Source organism: Serratia sp. P2ACOL2, from assembly GCF_003691565.1.
GTDB classification, from domain to species: domain Bacteria; phylum Pseudomonadota; class Gammaproteobacteria; order Enterobacterales; family Enterobacteriaceae; genus Serratia; species Serratia liquefaciens.
Map to the genome: position 1 here is coordinate 3,227,523 of NZ_CP033162.1, position 20,555 is coordinate 3,248,077.

Consider the following 20,555-nt stretch of genomic DNA (forward strand, 5'->3'; position numbering starts at 1 on the left):
GTAGATAATTATTACATTTCAATACATTAAATACCTGATAAGCAAAATGCCTCAATCAATTTTTCAGCTTCCCACTCCTTAATATCTGATACCTGCCCGTCTCCAATCTCTACCAGGCGCAATTCTCCCTGGGTATTTTCTACAATATCTATTGAATAAAACGGAGTCTCCACGCAGCGTGCAATCTCATAAACAAATTCAGGTATTTGATCGTCGGATGAAAACACTCTCCCGTTAAGCGAAAAATAGCGACGCTCAGTGTTATTAACAAATTCCTCAACGCGCCTCAGGCTAACCCCTCCTTCTACACTCCCGCGAAAATGCGCAATAAGATTGAGAATTTCTGCGACTTCCTGAGCATCCTTAGCCACAGAGCCCCGGGACGTCGTCAAGGATTTCACGTAGTCCTTAACAAAATAAGCGGGCCATTGAAGCTGGCTGACGAGACGCCCAAAATCAGCATCTGCTGTGGTTATAATAGTTTCCGGTGTATAGGCTTTACAGCGGTCATACCAACCCGTTATATAGTGATTACTGATATATTCTTCAGGGGACTCGAGCATCTTCCCTCCCCGTGCGGCCACAGCACCGTACAATTGACGATATTCATCGGCGTTCAGCATCCATCCTCGCCAGACCACGGGACTACCGGACTCAAAGGGAGCCGAAAACTGATATTTACCCATCGCTGCCGCTTCTGAGGCAAGTAACAGGCAATGTATCCCACGTTGCCGGGCACAAAGATACTCCAGTTCAAAAGTTTCATCCGGTTTGCACAAATTCGAATAATCATCAGGATAGATAATTTGCATGTATGGGCCCCATAGGAATAATAAATCCAGTCAGTCTGAATCACGCTGATTTTATGGAATAAAATGGTGGTGACGCCATTGAGTAGAACATAAATTTTTCGACGAAGGCACCAGCAAATTTTCATACGGTGACATCAAGCGTGAAAGTCCGAGTGTTTTACGATCCAGACACCTGGTTTGGGGTCAGAGCCTCACCTTGTAAGGCTCAAAATGCAGAGTAGGTACTTTCCCGGTAACAAAATAATCTTTCAACGCCCAGAAAGGGCCAAAGGACAAGCCATCCCTGGCGTTGATATCAATGAAAAGACGAAAGTAGCGATTGGCAGTGTCAGTAAAGGGCTCGAAGATAAAGGCCTGTACAACAGCAGAACCTCCATCAGCGATTGACTTCTGCACGCCAGACTCCTGCCCCTGTAGAACAGGTCAGCGCAAATACGTAACGTGTATCCCGCCTGCTATCTGCGCTGCTGTTTCCGTCGCCGCAATGCTCAAAGCCGCAATGCTCAAATCTGATAATCGATCACCGTTTCCAGCTGTGAAGAGAACACCTTGTCTTTGATTTCCGTCAGTGACAGCGTCGGGTTGCACAGCTGGATAAACTGCCAGGCATAGTTACGTTGTAACTGACTGCGTTTCAAACCTAACCACACGGTATTGGGCTCGAACAGGTGCTCGGCGTTAAGGCTGACCAGCCCACGATCGCGCTCTTTCTCATATGACATGTCCGCCAGTACGCCGACCCCCAACCCCAGCTCGACATAGGTTTTTATTACGTCGGAATCCTGAGCGCTTAAGGCAATGTCCGGCGTCAGCCCGGCGGCTTTGAAGGCGCTATCCAGCCGCGAGCGACCGGTAATGCCCTGGCGATAGGTTATCAACGGTAAGGTACTGAGCATTTCCAGCGTCACCTGCGGTTGCCGGGTCAGTTCGTGCCCTTCCGGTACCAGGATGGTGTGATGCCAGCGGTAGTAAGGGAACGCCGCAAGAGATTCATCGCTCATCAGCCGTTCACTGGCAATGCCGATATCGGCTTCGCCCGAGGCCAGCATCGCGACGATTTCTTCCGGACTGCCCTGATTCAGCACCACCCTTACCCGCGGGTACAGCGCACGAAACTCCTTGATGACACCCGGCAGGCTGTAGCGCGCCTGCGTATGGGTGGTCGCAATATGCAGTTGGCCGGTGTCGTTGCTGCTGAACACATCCGCCAGTCGGCGGATATTATTGGCATCATTCAGGATGCGTTCCGCCACCACCAACAGCTCTTTACCCGGTTCGGTCATGCCCAATAAACGCTTGCCGCGGCGGATAAATATCTCAATGCCCAGTTCTTCTTCCAGTTCCCGAATATGACGACTGACCCCAGACTGCGAGGTAAATAAAGTATTGGCCACCTCGGTCAGGTTGTAGTTGCAACGCGCCGATTCCCGAATAATTTTTAATTGTTGAAAGTTCATCCACTCCCCCTGACGAGCAATATTGTTAACACCAGTGATACGGAGTCTGGCGGGAGGGGACAAATAAGAAATAACCTTTAGTTATGCATTTTCATGCTAAGTGAATTTTTCACCATTGCAAATTAGCTGTTTTTTAATCTTAAATTATCGAATAGCTTTAAAATTAACAACATATATATCCACTTTAAAAATGTGGATTAAATGCTTATGCAAAATAAAGTTATTAAATATAGGCATTAGATATATAAACAAAAAAAGGCTCAGCAAGCTGAGCCTATCGAAAGCGTCATATGAGCGGGATCAGGCAGTTGCCTCTCCGCCGATAGGGCCGGAGGTATTTTGCTGCAGCCATTGCTGCACGTAGCTGACCAAATCGCCAATGCAGTCGTCCTGCATACCGTGGTTTTTCAGCTCGTTATCCAGCGAGAACAGGTACTGGGCGTTAGTTCCCAGCGGCCCGCTGGCGCTGGCGATCAGGGGGGCTATCACCTGATGGCTGGTATCTTCTTCAAACAGCGGGTGCTGCGGGTTCATGACAAACACCAGCGCGGTCACCACTTCGCCATCTGCCAAGGTGAGATCGCACCAGGTCGGCAAATAACAGCCGGTGACCATTTCGCGTTTCCACAGCAGTTCCAGCTCTTCGCGCAGCTTGGCTTCCGGCAGGCGAAACGCCAGGCCGGTGGTATGGCCGCCTTCTTTTAACGCCAGCATCCGCCCCGGCTGGTGCAAGGTGCCGCGCCCGGCGGTAAGCCGCAAACAGAAGGCGCGGTGCCAGCCTTGCAGCGTGGCCGGCCGCACCTCTTCGGATTCAAACACCGGATTCCACATCAGTGAACCGTAGCCGAAGACCCACACCGGGCTGTTATCCGGCCGACGGGATAAAGTACAATCCAACGAGGCCGCCCGCTGCTCTGATGTCAGTAACAGCGACTCCTCAATGGTGCCGAATGCAGTTTTGCAATCCGCATTTTGCAGAAAATCTCGCGTTAACACCTTAACAACCTCCCGGGAATAGGATTGCCCATACTCCCTCGCCACTGTTCAATCTTATTTATTAAGTGCGGAATTATATTAATACAATAATCTTCCCGCGATAATAATGACCTTATTCTTTTCTCAGTGAGCAATCAAGTTTCAAAAGAGCTTTAAAGTGAAAAAGTATTTGTACTCAGCAGCAATAATATTAATTGCCCGCGTAATAGGTTCGGATTTCATGATTTACCGGCGCACAAAGGCGCCGGGGAACGCCTTACTTTTTGCGCCAGCGGTCGTCATCACCTTTGCGGTAGCTTTGCTTCACCGCCGCCCAGGCTACCTTGTGGGCGGTTTCCTCTCGGCTATCGTCGCCGCGCCGGTCATCCGGATCGCTATATTGATCCCAGGCGCTGTTAAAAGCTTCCTTATAGATCTCTTGCGCATGGGCCGGCAACACGTGTTTGACGTTGTCCGGCAAGGCATTTGTGCTGTTGTAGGGCATCATTTCCTCCCGCAGATATTCAGTGAACCTTAAGCTTAGATGACACCCCCGCCCGCCTCAATTAGCAAACAATTCTCATTATCACATGGCATGTTATACTCCTCGCCAAACGAACATAAGGAGAACCCCGTGACTACCGAAGCCCCACGCTCACGCGCACCCTACCTGATTGCTGTCAGCGCGATTCGCGATGTTACCCCGCACCTGCGCCGCATCACTTTCACCGCCCCGGACCTGCGTTATTACCCGGCAAACGCCGCCGCCGCGCACATCAAGGTTTTCCTGCCGCTCGAAGGCCAGACGCAGCCGGACCTGCCGACGCTGACCGAAAACGGCCCTCGCTGGGCGGCCGATGCGGTTCGTCCGATTGTCCGCACCTATTCGATTCGCGCAGTACGCCCGGAGCTGGCGGAAGTCGACATTGAATTCGCCATTCACGATCACAGCGGCCCGGCGGTTAACTTTGCGCGATCGGCCAAAGCAGGCGATAAAATCGGCATCAGTAACCCGGGCGGTCCTAAACCTATGCTGCCAGAGGCCGATTTCTACTGTCTGGCCGGCGATCCTTCCTCCTTGCCCGCGCTCGCGGCCTTGCTGGAAGGGTTACCGGCACGTAGCGAAGGCCACGCCTTTATCCGCGTCGACACTGCGGCTGACGTTATCGATCTGAAAAAACCGGCAGGCTTCGAACTGAGCTGGATTATCGGCGGCACCGAAAAAACCGCCGAGTTGGTGACGCAATTTTGCTCATTGCCGCTACCTGAGACAAAAATCCAGTATTGGCTGGCCGGGGAAGATCGTTTGGTGGTAGACCTGCGCCGTTACCTGCGCCGCGAGCGCCAATGTGACCGTAATCAGCTTTATGCCGTACCTTACTGGCGTGAGGGGTTAAACGAAGAGGGTTATCATAATAAACGGCATGAAATCATGGACAATATTGACGATTGACTGTGATTTTCCCCTTTATTAATCAAGCGGCGAAGCTACAAACTGCAATTTATGTGCCGTTAATGAAGAAAACTCATCTCACTACGTAAAAGTAAGTAAATAAAACCGCATCCAATGCGGTTTTTTTGTTAACCTAGTCACAGAAAGCAAGCTTTTGCTTTTACAAGTAAAACAACATCACATCATTCCCCGGCACAAGCCTGCGGGTGTATCCTATTATTATTAAATATAAATACATTCTGGATGCGCATAATTGCCCTTAACGGCAGTCAGCGATGACGGGACCACGCTGTTTGAGAAGGAGTACCATCGAAATGAAGTCGCAAAACGATCCTGGCCGATCCAAATCCCGCCACACTGAATACTCGCTGCTTTTCCCCATCGCCGCCTTGGTGGTGTTGAACCTGTGGGGCAGTACCAGCAATTTCCCGCTGATCGTCGGCATTAACATCATTGCCCTGGTCGGTATTCTCAGCAGCGCGTTCAGCGTTGTGCGCCACGCCGACGTGCTGGCTCACCGTCTGGGTGAACCCTATGGCTCGCTGATCCTCAGCCTGTCGGTGGTTATTCTGGAAGTGAGCCTGATTTCTGCGCTGATGGCCACCGGCGACGCCGCACCGGCACTGATGCGCGATACGCTTTACTCCATCATTATGATTGTCAGCGCCGGCCTGGTGGGCTTCGCTTTATTGCTGGGCGGTCGCAAATTCGCCACCCAATACGTCAATCTGGGCGGTATCAAACAGTATCTGATGGCGATTTTCCCGCTGGCGGTGATCGTACTGGTGTTCCCCAGTGCGCTGCCGGGCGGCAACTTCAGCACTGGGCAGGCGCTGCTGGTCGCGGTGATTTCCGCCGCCATGTACGGCGTGTTCCTGGTGATCCAGACCAAAACCCACCAGAGCCTGTTTGTCTACGAGCACGAAGATGACGACGGTGACCCGCACCACGGCAAACCTTCTTCGCACAGCAGTGCCTGGCATGCCGGCTGGCTGGTGGTGCATTTGATTGCGGTGATCGCCGTGACCAAGTTCAACGCCAACCCGTTGGAAGGTTTGCTGACCAAGGTGAATGCCCCTGCGCAGTTTACCGGCTTCCTGGTCGCGCTGTTGATCCTGTCGCCAGAAGGCCTGGGGGCACTGCGTGCGGTGTTGAACAATCAGGTTCAACGTGCGATGAACCTGTTCTTCGGCTCGGTACTGGCGACCATTTCACTGACGGTACCGGCGGTAACCATCATCGCCACCCTGACCGGGCAAACGCTGATTTTCGGCCTGCAGACGCCGCATATCGTCGTGATGCTGACCGTGTTGCTGCTGTGCCAGCTGTCATTCTCGACCGGCAGAACCAACGTGCTGAACGGCACCGCGCATCTGGCGCTGTTTGCCGCCTATATGATGACCATTTTTGCCTGATTGCCGGAGGGCGCTTTCGTAGCGCCCTCCCTTTTTAAATCGCGAAAAAAATACCCGCCGCGATACCGCCAAACAAAATCCATTTAATGATGTAGTACCCGGTTCGGTTCCACGCCTTCAGCCGTTTCCCCACCTTGCGTACCGCATAGATATACTTGAACAACTTGTTGACGCCACCGGTACGATCGCCCTCTTCATTGGGTGCGGTAGCCGCGCTCATCAGGTTGCGTCCCAGCCAGTGGTTAATGCCCTGTGCCCAGCGGAAACGCATTGGTCGCTCTATATCGCAAAACAGAATCAACCGGTTCTGCCCACTCTGGTTTTCGGCATAATGCAGGTAGGTTTCGTCGAACATCACCGCCTCCCCGTCGCGCCAGCTGTAGCGTTCGCCATCCACCTCGATAAAGCAACGGTCATCATTCGGTGTGATCAGCCCCAGATGGTAACGCAGTGAACCGGCGTAGGGATCGCGGTGGCGTGGCAGGCGGCTGCCATCCGGCAGTTCGGCAAACATCGCCGCCTTGACCGAAGGCAGGCTGCGCAACAGTGCGGTAGTCTGCGGGCACAGGCTCATCGCCGACGGGTGGTTGTCTTCATACCACTTCAAATAGAAGCGCTTCCAGCCGGTTTTGAAGAACGAATTGAAACCGGCATCATTATATTGGTCCGAGGCTTTAATCTGCTGGATAGCCATCAGCTGCCGACCTTCATCGCGGATGCTTTGCCAGTTATCCCGCAGCGCCTGCAATTCCGGGAATTGCTCCGGCTGCAGATAGGGCGTGGTCGGTACGCGTGAAAACAGGTACATGAAAACGTTCAGCGGAGCAGTAAATGTGGAATGATCGGAGAGCTGCCGCCAGAAGGTGTAACGCACCCGCCCACGGTAATGGACATACACAACGCATAAAATAAATAGAAGTAAAATAATATATTTCATGATTGAACCGCATTGAAGATCCCAATACCTTGCACGCCCATCCGGCGTGCACCCCAGATATTTCCTTTAGGCCAATAAGTTGTTGCGCCCGTCTGGAACACCCCTAAGCATTAACGCTAAACCAACAAAAATCTATACAAAAAACCACAATAGTTTACACAAAGGCTAAACGAGCCGGCGTTATGGGCGGGAACCGCTTGCCCTCTGTCGATTCGCTGGTTGGCGCCCAAACCGATGACTGCCCGCCCTCCGGGTTAGATAAAATAGCCTTTGAAATAAAAATAAGCGGGTATTTCAGGCTTGGGTTATTAACGATATCCGTTATTCACTCCAGAATAATAAATGACTAATTTGATTTTGATCAGTGTGCAGCAATTCAACCATGATTAACTCAGGGGGCCTGATTAATCCCAAGGCAAGCCATTAAACAATAATAAAAACAAATAATACGTACGGAATACATCATGAAAAATATATCTGACATCAGAATGAATCGCCGAACCTTGTTAAAAGGGCTTGGCGTGATTGGGCTGGCCAGCATATCGCCCTGCGTATTTTCCATGGCAATGGACAAGGGCAAACCCCTGCCCCGGGTGCGTCTCAAACTCAGTGACTACCAGACGTTTCGTTCAACCTGCGCGATGGAGTGTTTACATTGTAATTTAACGGCTTATGTCTATCAGGGGGAGCTCAAAAAAATAGAAGCCAGCAAAGATTTTAACGTCAAATGCTGCCTGCGCGGCATCAGCCGGACCAAATGGGTCTATCACCAACAGCGGGTTAAAACGCCTTTGCTTCGGGTGGGCGAAAAAGGTGAAGGGAAATTCAAACCCATATCCTGGGATGAGGCGCTCGATCTGGTTGAACTTAATATCTGTAATACTCTTGCCAGTCACGGTAATAAAGGCCTGTTAATTTCAAGCCATGCCGGGAATATGGATTCCATTAAAAACGACATGGGGAAAGCCTTCTTTGATTACCTCGGCGGGGCGACAAAACGCTCCGGTTCCTTATGCTGCTCTGCGGTGACCGCCGCCATGATCCCGATGCTTGGCCTGCGCTACGCGGATATGCGCGACACCATTGCCGACAGCCGCTACATTCTCTGCTGGGGCAATAATCCGGCCGTGACCATGCAGGCCTATTTCAAAGAATATATTAAGGCGCAGGAAAGAGGCGCGCGGCTGGTGGTGATCGACCCCCGCTTTAACGAAACCGCCGCCAAGGCCGATGAGTGGATCCCTATCGTTCCCGGCACCGACACCGCGTTGGCACTGGGGATGATCAAAATCATCATCGATGAACAGCGCTACGACGCTGACTTCCTGCGACGACACACCGGGGCCGTTTATCTGGTGAACCCCCAGCAAAAACAGCTCAGAGAAGATCCGCAGGACAAAGAAAGCTATCTGGTGTACGACACCCTAAGCCGCCGCCTGGTGCGCCATGACACACCCACCATCGTCCCGGCGCTCACCCAGGCCGAATTGCCTGCCGATGCGGCTTATACCACGGTATTTGAACTGATCCGTCAGGAGTCGGCTCCCTGGACCGTCGAGAAAGTGGCGGCGGAAACCGACATCCCGGCGGCCACCCTGTTCCGTTTGGCGCGTGAATATGCCAGCAATACACCTTCGATGATCGTACAGAAGATGTCCGGCGCTCAGCGTACCGAATTCGGCACCTACGTGGCGGCCAGCCAGTTTTATCTGGCGCTGCTGACTGGCAATATGGGCAAAGCCGGAGGCGGAGTCTGCGACGCGGGCGGCGCCAAACAAATGATGAAGTTCAGTCCGCCGCTGCCTCCGGCACCCAACGTACAAAAAATTCCGCCGATACCGGTCGCCAAAACCGGCGAGTGGATTGTCAACGATCGCCCTCACCCGATTAACTTTTGGTGGATCATGACCATGGGCGCGCTGACCCAGTTACCCAACACCAATATGGTGAAGAAAGCTCTGAAGAAGGTGCCGTTTGTCGTCGTGGCCGATAACCTGATGAGTTCCACCACGCTGTATGCCGATCTGGTGTTGCCGGTCACCACCATCTTTGAAGATCTCAGCCTGATGGCCGGCGTTCGCAGCCACTATGTCCAACTGATGGAAAAGGCGGTAGAACCGGTGGCGGAGGCCAAACCGGATTACTGGATTTTTGCCCGGTTGGCGGAACGCTTCGGCTTCGGCGAGGTGTTTAACCAGCCGATCGAACACTATATAGAAAACTGTTTGGCCGGAACCGGCCTCACTATCGAACAGCTACGTAAAGGACCGATTAAACCCGCCCCCACGCCGTGGATCCCGTTCAAAGACGGTATTTTTCGCACTCCGACCAAAAAGGCCCACTTCTTTATCGAAGAGTGGCAGAAGAAGGATTTCCCGCCGATTGTGACCTATATGCAGGTGAAAGAGTCGCCGAAAGGTTCGCCGGAGTTGGCGAAAACATATCCATTAATGGCCGTTCAGCGCAAGCTGGCGCGCAGCATCCACTCCAGCCACGGCATGAATGAATGGATCCTCGAGGTGCAACGCAATCAGCCCAATATCATGATCCATCCGGATGATGCCGCCAGCCGCCATATCAGGAACGGTGAATGGGCGATTGCTTTTAATCACCGTGGAGAACACCGGGCATTGGCGGTGGTAACGCGTCAAATCAAACGCGGCGTGGTATGCCTGGATAACGGCTGGTGGGAACAGCAAGGCGGCAGCAGCAGCCACGTCACCAACGACCATGCGGAAGTGCTGGGCAACGGTCATTGCTGTAACAGTACCCTGGTCGACGTCCGGGCGGAGGCATAACCATGGTCAGACAATATGGATTTTTAGTCGATATGCGCGGCTGTTATGGCTGCAAAACCTGCTCGATGGCCTGCAAATCTGAAAATGCCACCCCGGCTGGCGTGCTGTGGCGGCGGGTCAGAGAATTTCACTTTGACGCCCCGAACGCGATGGCGTTTATCTCGATGTCATGCAACCACTGCGACGATCCGCAGTGCATGAAAGTCTGCCCGGCGGATACCTACAGCAAGCGACCTGACGGCATTGTCGTGCAGGATCATGACAAATGTATTGGTTGCCGGATGTGCATTATGGCTTGCCCTTATAATGCGCCGGTATTTGATCCCGTCGAAGGAAAAACCAGTAAGTGCAATCTGTGTGCTGAACGCCTGGATGAAGGGCTGCTGCCCCGCTGCGTCGCGTCCTGCCCGGCCGGTGTGCTGCAGTTTGGCGATATTGACGAGCTGCGCACTCGCCATTCCGCTGATTTGGCGCGTATCGAGACCCGCTACTCACTGCCGGATCATCGAATCAGTCAGCCCAATATCGTCATTATTCCCGCCGGTGATAAGGAATAGCCCATGTCTGAATATGAACTTCCCTTGGTCTTTTTTACCGTGTTTTGTCAGTGGGCGGTCGGCACTATCGTAGCCATCACGGTATTGATTCTGGCGCAGCCGAGCTGGCTAAGCGACGAAAAGCGCTTTAATGTCCTGCGACAACTGGCGTTAGGGATTGTGGCGATCAATATCCTCGGCTCCGTGCTGTCGCTGTTGCATCTGGGTTCACCCACCGGCGCCTATCGAGCGATTCTGGGGATCGGCCATTCCTGGCTCAGCCGGGAAGTCATCGCTTTCTCCTTGCTGAACGCGGTGGTCGTCATCTGGGCCGCCATGATGTTTCGCTTTAACTCAAACCCCAGGCTGATTCGCCAGGTTAGCCTGCTGGCATCGGGAGCTGGCGTGGCTGCAATCCTGGTTTCCGCACAGGTTTATTACCAGATGGCGAGTCACCCTCTGTGGCATTCGCCGCTCACTCACCTCGGTTTTATCGCCACGGCCCTGTTGCTGGGGTTTACCACCCTTGGGCTGCGGCTCAGCGTGTTCAATGCGGCTCAAAATGATCGCGAAAGGTGGCTCCCCGTCGCGTTGCCGACAGGCATTTTATGCGGCGTGGTATTGCTGTTAGTCGTGATCCTGGGCTACAGCGCCGGGTTCAACCAGCAAGGGAAAATGCTCGCCAGCGCCGTCACCGTTTTTGGCTCGGGTCTGATGGGGTGGCTTATTTTTGGCGCGCTGATTACCGGCAGCGGATTGGCGGCCTATCTGTACCAACGGCCGGTTCTGAACGTTGGCGTGGCGGGCGCACTGATGCTAACGCTGCTCTCAGCCTGTATTGGTGGCCGAATGCTGTTTTACGCCGGCGTCATGAGCCAATACCCTTGGTTTTAATGTTGCGGCTGCGCTGATATTCAAGGCAAGAAAAAGGCCGCCGAGGCGGCCTCAGGTTGCTGACAAAGTCCTTTGCAGTTAAAAGTCCCGATCTGGGGACTAATAAAAACAAAGGATTATCTCTTCTGATTTACCCCAAACACCCGAAAACCACGCTTTTCGGGTGTTTGTCATCAGACTAAGGCCGCCGAGGCGGCCTTTTGTGAACGGGCAGGTGTTAACTGTAGGCGTTGAGCGTACGCTGGCACAAGGCGGAGCGGACGCAGTCTTGTTTATCAAAGCGGATGATGCCGATCATTTCATCCTCTTCGAAGCGCTCCATCGCATCGCTGAGGCCGGACTTCACGCCGCGCGGCAAGTCGCACTGGGTGATGTCACCATTGACGATGACCGTGACGTTCTCACCCAGACGGGTCAGGAACATCTTCATTTGGCTGGCGGTAACGTTCTGGGCTTCATCCAGAATAACCACCGCATTTTCGAAAGTACGCCCGCGCATATAAGCGAAAGGCGCGATCTCCACCTTGCCGATTTCCGGGCGTAGGCAGTATTGCATAAAGGACGATCCTAAACGGCGCACCAGAATGTCATACACCGGTCGGAAATAAGGGGCGAATTTCTCAGAGATATCCCCCGGCAAGAAACCGAGGTCTTCATCCGCCTGCAGAACCGGACGAGTAACGATAATCCGATCCACTTCTTTATGTATAAGGGCTTCTGCCGCTTTCGCAGCGCTGATAAATGTTTTGCCGCAGCCGGCTTCACCGGTGGCAAATATCAACTGCTTCTTGTCTATGGCTATTAAGTAATGACCCTGAGCTTCGGTTCGAGCCAGAATGGGGGAGCTATCGCGCTTGTCACGTGCCATGCCGATAGACTCAACACCACCCATTTGTACCAGCGAGGTTACGGACTCTTCTTCCAGCTGGCGATGACTACGAGCGTCACGGCGAATAACGCGTTTCGCTTCACGACGTGCTTTGATCACTGCTTTTTGTCTCATAGTGGCACCTTACAGTTTGTTTCACCTACCGCAACGGCCTGGCCGTGCGATTATGTTTCACATACAGATGCGGGTTTGGCTCCCTTTTGAGCCGACGATAGCCAATAGAAAAAGTGAATATCCGACGGGCATTTCGGCACGCCGATTTTTCACGGGACAACGCGATTGCATAATTAAAACGAGAGAGAAAAGTGACAGGAATTTGTGATAACGGGAGTGCGATCTGGTCAGAAAAAGAGAGTCGGAGAGAGAGCCCTCGTTACAACGAGTCATCAGGGAAGAACTGTTATTTTTTCTTTCTAGCCCAACCAAGGACTTTACCATTAGCGATCCCCGCAGTGTTATTTACAGCTTCGAGCTGTGCACCTTGTGAAAACTACCGCCAGATGATTACAGTATAATGACATTCAAACCGCGCACGTTGCTAAAATGTAAAAAAATTTAATATTTTTTGTTTTTAGGCGCCACAAGAACACTATATCACGCCGATTACGTCATTCAATAAAATTTTTATCACGTTAGATATCATGCTGTTATGATTAAAATACGCGGATGACATTTCGGTTTCCTGATTAAATTTTGCACAAACAAAAACCTGCACATCGCCCCAAATTTATAAATAAAAAAGGCGGGAAAGCTCCCGCCCTGCCGTTCTTTGATTGCGTCGGTAACGCTGTTTAGCGTTATTCGAAGGTATAAGAAACGCTTACCCCGCCGCCCCAGTTTCTTCCCGGAGCCGGTTCGTAGTAACGGCCATTGCCTTCATTGACGATCACCGACCCCACGTATTGGCGGTCAAACAGGTTATCCACCCGACCGAAAACATTCAGCATCCAGTTCCCCATTGGATAACGATAGCCTGTATTTAAACCCACGGTGGTATAGGCCGGAGCCTGTTCAGTGTTGGCATCATTAACTTCGATATCGCTCATGTAACGTACCTCCGCACCGGCATACCACCCTTCAGGTGGGGACCAGGCCAATGAGGCATAGCCCATATTGCGCGCAATACCCGGCATACGGTTGCCGCTTGGCACCTTATTGGCTTCTGAACACTGGCTGTCGCCGCACACATCATCGCGGTAACGCGCGTCTAACAGTGTCCAGGCCAACTGCACTCGCCAATCGTAGGCGAATTGCTGATCCAGCGCCAATTCCAGCCCGCGTCGGCGGGTCTGCCCGGCGTTTTTGTAGCTGGTGCGGCCGTTGCTGCTTTCATCCACCACAATTTCGTTACGCGTGTCGGTCTGGAATACTGCGGCGGTCAGCAGGCCGTTGCCAATGCGGGTTTTACTGCCCAACTCAACAGTGTCACTGGTCGAAGGCTGTAAACCGAAGTTAAGCCCAGCCTGATCGCCGGAACGGTACGACAGTTCGTTAATGGTCGGGGTTTCAAACCCGCGACCGGCGGACAGATACAGGTTCCAGCCGCTCATCACCGCATAGTTCAGCGAGCCTGCCGGCAACCATTTATGGTAGCTGGCGTTACCGCTGTCATCACCGTTGCTGCTGGTCACGTAGTGGTCGTTGGAGTCGAAATTGACCGTGCTGTAACGCATGCCGGCATCCAGCGTCAGTTTTTGCGTCAACTGCCACGAACTTTGCAGATAGGGATCCAGGTTCCACATCAGGTTGCGCTCATTGCGGCGCAGCGCCCCCTGGGTGCCCAACTCGGTTACGCCGTTAACCTGGGTAAAGTTTTCATAGCCTTTACGCTGCTCGGTCATGGTTTCATAGTCCAACCCGCCGGTCAGGGTATAGGGTACGCCCAGCTCACCGCGGTGCGTCCAACGGGTATCAATCCCCTGATAATGGCGCGTCAGGTCAATCACCCCGCCAGGATGCTGGGCGCTACGCTGCTGCACCGCAACCGGGATCGACTGGTACTGGGTGGTTTCGCGCTCACCGGCGTACATCATGATGCTCAGGTCGTCATCGGCCCCCATCTGGCGCTCATAGTGCAACCCGGCCTGGGTCTGCGAAGTGCTTTTTCGGGTGTTGTACTGGTCGGCACGCGGCGCCTGGCGCGGATTATCGTGCCATTCCGCGTTCGTCAGGCCACCTGGGTCATTGGCGTGAATATCGACGCTGTTGAACAACAGCGTCAGGGTGCTGACATCGTCGATGCGTACGCCCAGCTTGGCATTGCCGAGGTTTTTCTGCGCGCCGCTGTGATCGCGAAAGCCCTGTGTCGTGAACCGGGTACCGGAAATAGTGTAGTTAACGTCACCGGCGTGGGTGCCGTCGCCGGTTGCCCCGGTCGCCTTGACGCCATAACGCCAGGTGCCGTAACTGCCAAAGTACGAACTGGCTTCAAGGCGCGCAGGTTGCTGGCCGGTTTCGGTTTCCACATTCACCATGCCGCCGGAGGCATTGCCGTAGAGGGCGGAAAACGGCCCGCGCAGCACCTCCACCTTTTCAACCGAGTTAAGGTCAATGTTCGACGTCTGGCCCTGACCATCCGGCATGGTGGCAGGAATACCATCGACATAGATACGTACGCCGCGCACGCCATACATTGAACGTGCACCAAAGCCCCGCACCGAAAGCTGCAGATCCTGCGCGTAGTTCTGGCGGTTCTGAATTTGCAGGCCGGGCACGCTGCCCAGACTTTCCGACAGGTTGATCTGCGGCCTGGCCTCACGGATTTGATCGCCATTCACCACGCTGACGGCAGCCGGGGTGGACAGTTCGGATAGGCCGCTGCGTTTGGCCGTGACCACCATGGTCTGTTCGCTATCCTTGTCCTGCGCCAGGGCGCAGACAGGCAGTAAGGCAGGGATAACCAGAGCTGAAACCGCCAACCGGTTTTTATGAGTGCTTTTCATCAGGAGAATGCCGTTAAAGGGATCGGAAAATATGAACCATTTGGAACGTTATGGCCGATATGTTAATGCTTTTAACAAAAAATGAAAATAGTTAGCCTAATTAAAGACGGAGCTCTCGATTTCGCAAGCCCAGGGTTGATTTTAATTAACGGCTGTTGATTAAAAAATAAGGCGGGGAAACCCCGCCTGGTGAAGTGAGGCTCAGGCTTTCAGCAAGCCGCTGCCCAGATAGTCGTTGCTGTCTTTGACCCCTGGCAGCGCAAAGAAATAACCACCGCCGATAGGTTTGACGTACTCTTCCAGCGCCTCGCCGTTCAGACGTTTTTGCACCGTCAGGAAACCTTTCTCCAAATCGGCCTGGTAGCAGACGAACAGCAGCCCCATTTCCAACTGGCCGGAGTTGGACACGCCGATCGAATAGCTATAACCCCGGCGCAACAGCAAATTACTCTGAGTTTGCGGGGTGCGCGGGTTTGCCAGGCGGATATGCGCATCCATCGGGATCATCTTCCCTTCGGGATCCTTCTCATAGTCCGGCTCGTCGTGTTCATGCTTCATGCCCAGCGGCGCACCGCTGTGCTTTTCGCGGCCGAAGATGGTTTGCTGCTCCTGCAGCGGAGTACGATCCCAGAACTCCACGTGGAAACGGATAATACGCGCGGCCTGATAGCTACCGCCCACCGCCCATGCCGGTTCCCCGGCGTTATCGGCCACCCACACCACCTGATCCATCAGCGGCTTATCGTCGGTTTTCGGGTTGGCGGTGCCGTCTTTAAAGCCCAGCAGGTTGATTGGCGTTTCTTTGCCCTTGCTACGTGCGGCGTGGGCGGAAATAAACCCTTCTCGCTTCCAGCGCACGCTGAGCAGATCCGGCGAATGCTTGATGATGTCACGCAGCGCGTGGATCACGGTTTCATTGGTATTGGCGCAAATCTGCAACACCAAATCACCGTGGCACAGGCTGGCGTCCAGCGAGTCGTTTGGAAAACGCGTCATTTTTTGCAGCCGCAGCGGCTTGTGGGCCTGCAGACCGAAACGCTCGTCAAACAGCGAGGTTCCAACCGACACGGTGATGGTCAGGTTATCCGGGTAGATCTCCGGCCCCATGATGCCCGAATCAAGCGGTGGCAGCTTGGGATCCACTTCCGGCGCTTTGCCGCCGGTGGTCAAAAACGCAATGCGGTTGGTCAACAGCCGAAACAGCCGCTCCAGATCCTGCTTGTTGCTGGCCAGCACGTCAAAGGCCACCAGCATCATCGCCGCTTGCTGCGGCGTGAGGATCCCGGCCTGGTGCGCGCCGTAGAACGGTTGCTTCTGCCAGCGTTCATCTTTGGCGACCGCCAGCGGTTCCGCCGTTTTATCTGCCGCCTGGGTCAGACGACTGCCGCCCAGCGCCAGTACGCCCAGCCCCAATCCCTGCAATAAACGACGGCGCGACGGTGACGCCGCGCCCTGCGTTTGTGGATGCGGCCCGTTTTCCGGGCCGATCTTGTTACTCATGATGCTTTGCCTCAGTCCAGACCCAGAACGCCACGCAGCTGTGACAAATCTTCCGCCAGAGTGGTGATTGGCCCTTTCATGGCGTTGCGATCGGCATCGGTCAGCTTCTCGTAAGACTCATAGCCATCTTTGGTTTTGTATTTCGCCAGAATGGTATCGACGGTTTTAAAGTTGGCGTCGATCTTGTCCAGCAACGGCTTGTTGGCCTTGACCAACAGCGGGCGCAGCAGGTTAACGATTTTTTGCGCGCCGTCTACGTTGGCCTGGAAGTCCCACAGGTCGGTGCGGCTGTAACGGTCTTCTTCACCGCTGATTTTGCTCGCCGCCACTTCTTCGATCAGGCCCGCAGCGCCGCCCACCACCTTACTTGGCGGGAAGGTCAGGTCGGTCACGCGTTTTTGCAGCTCAAGGGTGTCCTTGTACAGCCGATCGGCGTATTGGTTCATGTCTTTGGTGGTGTTGTCGGCAAACAGCGCTTTCTCCAGGCGGTGGAAACCGGTGAACTTCGGATCTTCCGCTTTTTTCTCGTAGTCATCTTCGCGGGCGTCGATACTGCCGTCCAAATCGGAGAACAGCTCGGCGATCGGCTCAATTCGCTCGTAATGCTGACGGGTCGGCGCATAGAGTTTACGCGCTTCTGCCACGTTGCCGGCCTTCACGGCATCGGTGAACAGCTTGGTCTGTTTGACCAGCCCTTCCACTTCTTTGGTGACGTAGACTTTGTATTCAGCAATCGGCCCAACCAAATCCATGGCGTTCGGTTTGCCGTCGGTGGCAGCACCGGCCGCCGCGGTCACGGTCAGCTTGCCTTTCGGATTGCTGAGCAGCCCACAGGTCATGTCGTATTCGCCCGCTTCCAGATTGGCGGTCATCTTCTGGGTGAAGCCCGGTGCGATATTCTCGCGCTCTTCCACCACCATCACCCCTTTCAGGATTTCCCACTCCACGTTTTTCTGGCTGGTGTTGTGCACCACAAACTGGGTTTTACCGGCCGGCACCGTCAGTTGCATCGGCTCACACTGTTTGTCGTTAACGGTAATCTTTACCTGCGGCACGTCCGCCGCCAGGGCATCAATGCTCAGCGCGAACGCCGGGATAGCCAGTAATGCTGCGTGCAAAGCCTTGCGGCGGAATAACGGAGTAGACATACAAGATTCCCTATTAAATTAATGATTGATTTTACGTTGCGTCGAAACCGCGACCGGTTCCACACGCTGCGGCAGGAAAAAGAAAATCAGTGCTGGGATCAAATACAAGAAGTAGACCGCCACTTCGCTTACCGTTGGCGTTTCCTGGTAGCCGAAGATGCCTTCGAGCAGGGTACCAAACAGGGAGTGGGTCGACAGATGGTTACTCAGATCAAACGCGATGTCCTGGAAGTGGTTCCACAACCCGGCTTCGTGGAAGGCGCGGATCGCCCCGGCGGCCAGGCCGGCGGCAACGAACAGGATAAACAGGCTGGTCCATTTGAAGAATTTGGCCAGGTGCAGTTTCACGCCGCCCCAGTAGATCATCATGCCCAGGACAATGGCGGCCACCAGGCCAAGCACCGCACCTATCGGGGCTTCAATTCCCACGTCTTGCTGGAAAGCCGCCAGCAGGAAGAACACCGACTCCAGCCCTTCGCGGGCCACGGCAAAAAACACTATCGCCACCAGCGCCCAGCCCTGACCTTTGCCGGAATTGAGCGCATTGTCGATGGCGCCTTCCAGATGCACCTTGACCGATTTGGAGACCTTACGCATCCAGAACACCATATAGGTCAGGATCAGCACAGCCACTACCGCGACTATGCCTTCGAACAGCTCTTGCTGCTTTTGCGGGAATTCGCCGGTGGTTTCATTGATGAAGATACCGAGCGCCAGGCACAGGGCGGCGGCAACGATCACCCCTATCCATACCACGCCTAACCATTGACCCCGCTGCGTGCGTTTCAGGTAGCTGGCAATCAGGCTGACGATCAACGCCGCCTCCAGCCCCTCACGGAACATGATAAGGAAGGGAACAAACATAAGTAATAACCCCTAAAAAGGCATCTGCAGCGAAGCGCCCGCACGTCAGAAATGACGGCAGCGCCAATGTAAAGAAAAGTAAAACACAACGATAGTGATTATCATTCTGGCTGAAAGAAATACAAGAGCGCCAAGGGTGATTTTTTCTAATCAAATGTCGCCAGTTGTTTCCGCAAGATGACGAAAAACCTGGGAGGATGAAATAAAAAAGGCGCCTTAAGCGCCTTTTTGACTCGCGATGCGAGAGATTAAACGGTTTTGAATTCGGCTTCCGCCTGATCGAAACGCTCGGTAATGGTGGCGGAAGGAGAACGCCCCATCAGGCTCACCACCACGATGGCGATACAGCCGAACAGGAAGCCTGGGATGATTTCATACAGATCCAGCCAGGCGAAGTGTTTCCAGACGATCACCGTTACTGCGCCAACCAGCATGCCGGCCAGGGCGCCGTTACGCGTCATGCGTGACCACATGACCGAGATCAGCACCACCGGACCGAAGGCAGCGCCGAAGCCGGCCCAGGCGTAGCTCACCAGACCCAGCACGCGGTTTTCCGGGTTTGCCGCCAGCGCGATAGCCACTAACGCCACCACCAGCACCATGATGCGCCCTACCCATACCAGCTCACGCTGGCTGGCGCCCTTACGCAGGAAGGCTTTGTACAGATCTTCGGTAATCGCACTTGAACACACCAACAGCTGGCAGCTCAGGGTACTCATTACCGCCGCCAAAATTGCCGACAGCAAAATGCCGGCGATCCACGGGTTGAACAGAATCATCGCCAGCTCGATAAACACGCGCTCGCCGTTTTGCGACACGTTGCCCGCCTGGTCCGGGTTATTGGCGAAGTAAGCAATACCGAAGAAGCCGACGGCAATGGTGCCCGCCAGACACAGGATCATCCAGGTCATGCTGATGCGACGTGCGCTGCGGATAGTGCGGTGAGAGTCGGCCGCCATAAAGCGCGCCAGAATGTGCGGCTGACCGAAGTAACCCAGCCCCCAGCCCAGCAGCGAGAGAATAGCCACAAAGTTCAGGCCTTTCAGCATGTCGATATTGGCCGGGTTTTTCGCTTCGATAACCAGCATCGAAGTATCGATGCCGCCAACGGCAAAGATAACAATCACCGGCGTCAGGATCAGCGCGAAAATCATCAGGCTGGCCTGGACGGTGTCGGTCCAGCTCACCGCCAGGAATCCGCCGATAAAGGTATAAAGGATAGTGGCCGCAGCGCCGGCCCACAGCGCCGTTTCGTAGCTCATGCCAAAGGTGCTTTCGAACAGACGCGCACCGGCGACGATGCCGGAAGCACAATAGATAGTGAAGAACACCAGAATGACAATGGCGGAGATCACCCGCAGCAGCTTGCTGTTGTCTTCAAAACGGCTGGTGAAATAATCCGGTAACGTCAGGGCGTTATTGTTGGCTTCGGTATGAACACGCAGCCGCCCCGCCACCAGCTTCCAGTTAAGGTAAGCGCCGATGGTCAGGCCTATCGCAATCCAGCTTTCGGAAATGCCGGACAGGAAGATGGCGCCCGGCAGGCCCATCAGCAACCAGCCGCTCATATCCGATGCGCCGGCAGAGAGCGCGGTCACCACGCTGCCCAGGCTACGACCGCCCAGAATGTAGTCGTCAAAGTTATTGGTTGCCCGGTAGGCAAGTAGGCCGATTAACACCATCCCGAAGATATACACCAGGAAGGTGACCAGCATTGGTGTGCTCATTGTCATGAAATTCTCCACTCTCATTATTATTTCGCGCTGTATTGCGATAGTTACTGCTTGCCATTCCGCCGGAACGTGGCGAAAAGCGGACACTCCCGCGAGTGAAAATAGTTTCCCCCCGCAATTGTCTGACCGTCGGCTATCCTAGTTGACCTGTTGATTATCCAACAAGACATTTAACAACAAAGTTACACAAAGTTTACCCTGC

At 54.0% G+C, this 20,555-nt stretch carries 17 protein-coding genes; 5 read left to right on the forward strand and 12 right to left on the reverse strand.

Features of this window, described 5'->3' with window-relative positions; genetic code table 11:
• Positions 1–26: 26 nt before the first annotated feature.
• The 5 genes from EBA31_RS15765 to chaB form a co-directional block, all read right to left on the reverse strand.
• Positions 27–812 (reverse strand): ATP-grasp domain-containing protein, encoded by a 786-nt coding sequence (locus EBA31_RS15765; RefSeq protein WP_122079683.1) that lies wholly within the window; start codon positions 810–812, stop codon positions 27–29.
• 183 nt (positions 813–995) lie between these two features.
• Positions 996–1,208, reverse strand: a complete 213-nt coding sequence (locus tag EBA31_RS15770) for a hypothetical protein (RefSeq protein ID WP_122079684.1) — start codon at positions 1,206–1,208, stop codon at positions 996–998.
• A gap of 107 nt (positions 1,209–1,315) precedes the next feature.
• Positions 1,316–2,269 carry an HTH-type transcriptional regulator Cbl gene (cbl, locus tag EBA31_RS15775; RefSeq protein WP_122079685.1) on the reverse strand — a complete coding sequence of 318 codons (954 nt, stop codon included), beginning with the start codon at positions 2,267–2,269 and terminating at the stop codon, positions 1,316–1,318.
• A 300-nt stretch (positions 2,270–2,569) separates the two neighbouring features.
• Positions 2,570–3,265 (reverse strand): gamma-glutamylcyclotransferase, encoded by a 696-nt coding sequence (locus tag EBA31_RS15780; RefSeq protein ID WP_020827469.1) that lies wholly within the window; start codon positions 3,263–3,265, stop codon positions 2,570–2,572.
• Between the two features lie 256 nt (positions 3,266–3,521).
• Positions 3,522–3,749, reverse strand: a complete 228-nt coding sequence (gene chaB, locus EBA31_RS15785; RefSeq protein ID WP_122079686.1) for a putative cation transport regulator ChaB — start codon at positions 3,747–3,749, stop codon at positions 3,522–3,524.
• Positions 3,750–3,878: 129 nt separating this feature from the next.
• Here chaB and EBA31_RS15790 point away from each other — a divergent pair, with 129 nt between their 5' ends.
• Both EBA31_RS15790 and chaA read left to right on the forward strand, forming a co-directional pair.
• Positions 3,879–4,697: a siderophore-interacting protein gene (locus EBA31_RS15790; protein ID WP_020827471.1), complete on the forward strand. Its 819-nt coding sequence runs from the start codon at positions 3,879–3,881 to the stop codon at positions 4,695–4,697.
• 314 nt (positions 4,698–5,011) lie between these two features.
• Complete coding sequence (gene chaA, locus EBA31_RS15795) at positions 5,012–6,112, forward strand: sodium-potassium/proton antiporter ChaA (protein WP_020827472.1); 1,101 nt, start codon at positions 5,012–5,014, stop codon at positions 6,110–6,112.
• Between the two features lie 34 nt (positions 6,113–6,146).
• Here chaA and lpxO read toward each other — a convergent pair whose 3' ends face one another.
• Positions 6,147–7,049: a lipid A hydroxylase LpxO gene (lpxO, locus tag EBA31_RS15800; protein ID WP_020827473.1), complete on the reverse strand. Its 903-nt coding sequence runs from the start codon at positions 7,047–7,049 to the stop codon at positions 6,147–6,149.
• Between the two features lie 464 nt (positions 7,050–7,513).
• Between lpxO and EBA31_RS15805 the strand changes: the two genes are divergently transcribed.
• From EBA31_RS15805 to EBA31_RS15815, 3 genes are read left to right on the forward strand one after another with little or no spacing between them, the layout of a single operon-like run.
• Complete coding sequence (locus EBA31_RS15805; RefSeq protein WP_122079687.1) at positions 7,514–9,847, forward strand: molybdopterin-dependent oxidoreductase; 2,334 nt, start codon at positions 7,514–7,516, stop codon at positions 9,845–9,847.
• Positions 9,848–9,849: 2 nt separating this feature from the next.
• Complete coding sequence (locus EBA31_RS15810) at positions 9,850–10,404, forward strand: 4Fe-4S dicluster domain-containing protein (RefSeq protein WP_198639850.1); 555 nt, start codon at positions 9,850–9,852, stop codon at positions 10,402–10,404.
• A gap of 3 nt (positions 10,405–10,407) precedes the next feature.
• Complete coding sequence (locus EBA31_RS15815; RefSeq protein ID WP_122079689.1) at positions 10,408–11,277, forward strand: DmsC/YnfH family molybdoenzyme membrane anchor subunit; 870 nt, start codon at positions 10,408–10,410, stop codon at positions 11,275–11,277.
• A gap of 217 nt (positions 11,278–11,494) precedes the next feature.
• Here EBA31_RS15815 and phoH read toward each other — a convergent pair whose 3' ends face one another.
• The 6 genes from phoH to putP form a co-directional block, all read right to left on the reverse strand.
• Positions 11,495–12,280, reverse strand: coding sequence for a phosphate starvation-inducible protein PhoH (gene phoH, locus EBA31_RS15820; RefSeq protein WP_020827477.1), 786 nt, complete (start codon positions 12,278–12,280; stop codon positions 11,495–11,497).
• 683 nt (positions 12,281–12,963) lie between these two features.
• Positions 12,964–15,108: a TonB-dependent receptor PqqU gene (pqqU, locus tag EBA31_RS15825; RefSeq protein ID WP_020827478.1), complete on the reverse strand. Its 2,145-nt coding sequence runs from the start codon at positions 15,106–15,108 to the stop codon at positions 12,964–12,966.
• Between the two features lie 201 nt (positions 15,109–15,309).
• On the reverse strand, positions 15,310–16,608 hold the full coding sequence (gene efeB, locus EBA31_RS15830; protein ID WP_122079690.1) for an iron uptake transporter deferrochelatase/peroxidase subunit: 1,299 nt from the start codon (positions 16,606–16,608) through the stop codon (positions 15,310–15,312).
• Positions 16,609–16,619: 11 nt separating this feature from the next.
• Positions 16,620–17,756, reverse strand: coding sequence for an iron uptake system protein EfeO (gene efeO / locus EBA31_RS15835; protein ID WP_048760242.1), 1,137 nt, complete (start codon positions 17,754–17,756; stop codon positions 16,620–16,622).
• Positions 17,757–17,774: 18 nt separating this feature from the next.
• Positions 17,775–18,620 (reverse strand): iron uptake transporter permease EfeU, encoded by an 846-nt coding sequence (efeU, locus tag EBA31_RS15840; protein WP_122079691.1) that lies wholly within the window; start codon positions 18,618–18,620, stop codon positions 17,775–17,777.
• Between the two features lie 248 nt (positions 18,621–18,868).
• Complete coding sequence (gene putP, locus EBA31_RS15845) at positions 18,869–20,353, reverse strand: sodium/proline symporter PutP (protein WP_046373267.1); 1,485 nt, start codon at positions 20,351–20,353, stop codon at positions 18,869–18,871.
• Positions 20,354–20,555: the final 202 nt, after the last annotated feature.

What these genes read in the sequence shown, in the direction of transcription:
- chaB (WP_122079686.1), bottom strand. Translation starts at nt 3,749, where the DNA reads ATGCCCTACAACAGCACAAATGCCTTGCCGGACAACGTCAAACACGTG.
- pqqU (WP_020827478.1), bottom strand. Translation starts at nt 15,108, where the DNA reads ATGAAAAGCACTCATAAAAACCGGTTGGCGGTTTCAGCTCTGGTTATC.
- lpxO (WP_020827473.1), bottom strand. Translation starts at nt 7,049, where the DNA reads ATGAAATATATTATTTTACTTCTATTTATTTTATGCGTTGTGTATGTC.
- EBA31_RS15815 (WP_122079689.1), top strand. Translation starts at nt 10,408, where the DNA reads ATGTCTGAATATGAACTTCCCTTGGTCTTTTTTACCGTGTTTTGTCAG.
- chaA (WP_020827472.1), top strand. Translation starts at nt 5,012, where the DNA reads ATGAAGTCGCAAAACGATCCTGGCCGATCCAAATCCCGCCACACTGAA.
- efeO (WP_048760242.1), bottom strand. Translation starts at nt 17,756, where the DNA reads ATGTCTACTCCGTTATTCCGCCGCAAGGCTTTGCACGCAGCATTACTG.
- EBA31_RS15765 (WP_122079683.1), bottom strand. Translation starts at nt 812, where the DNA reads ATGCAAATTATCTATCCTGATGATTATTCGAATTTGTGCAAACCGGAT.
- cbl (WP_122079685.1), bottom strand. Translation starts at nt 2,269, where the DNA reads ATGAACTTTCAACAATTAAAAATTATTCGGGAATCGGCGCGTTGCAAC.
- efeB (WP_122079690.1), bottom strand. Translation starts at nt 16,608, where the DNA reads ATGAGTAACAAGATCGGCCCGGAAAACGGGCCGCATCCACAAACGCAG.
- efeU (WP_122079691.1), bottom strand. Translation starts at nt 18,620, where the DNA reads ATGTTTGTTCCCTTCCTTATCATGTTCCGTGAGGGGCTGGAGGCGGCG.
- EBA31_RS15805 (WP_122079687.1), top strand. Translation starts at nt 7,514, where the DNA reads ATGAAAAATATATCTGACATCAGAATGAATCGCCGAACCTTGTTAAAA.
- EBA31_RS15810 (WP_198639850.1), top strand. Translation starts at nt 9,850, where the DNA reads ATGGTCAGACAATATGGATTTTTAGTCGATATGCGCGGCTGTTATGGC.
- putP (WP_046373267.1), bottom strand. Translation starts at nt 20,353, where the DNA reads ATGACAATGAGCACACCAATGCTGGTCACCTTCCTGGTGTATATCTTC.
- phoH (WP_020827477.1), bottom strand. Translation starts at nt 12,280, where the DNA reads ATGAGACAAAAAGCAGTGATCAAAGCACGTCGTGAAGCGAAACGCGTT.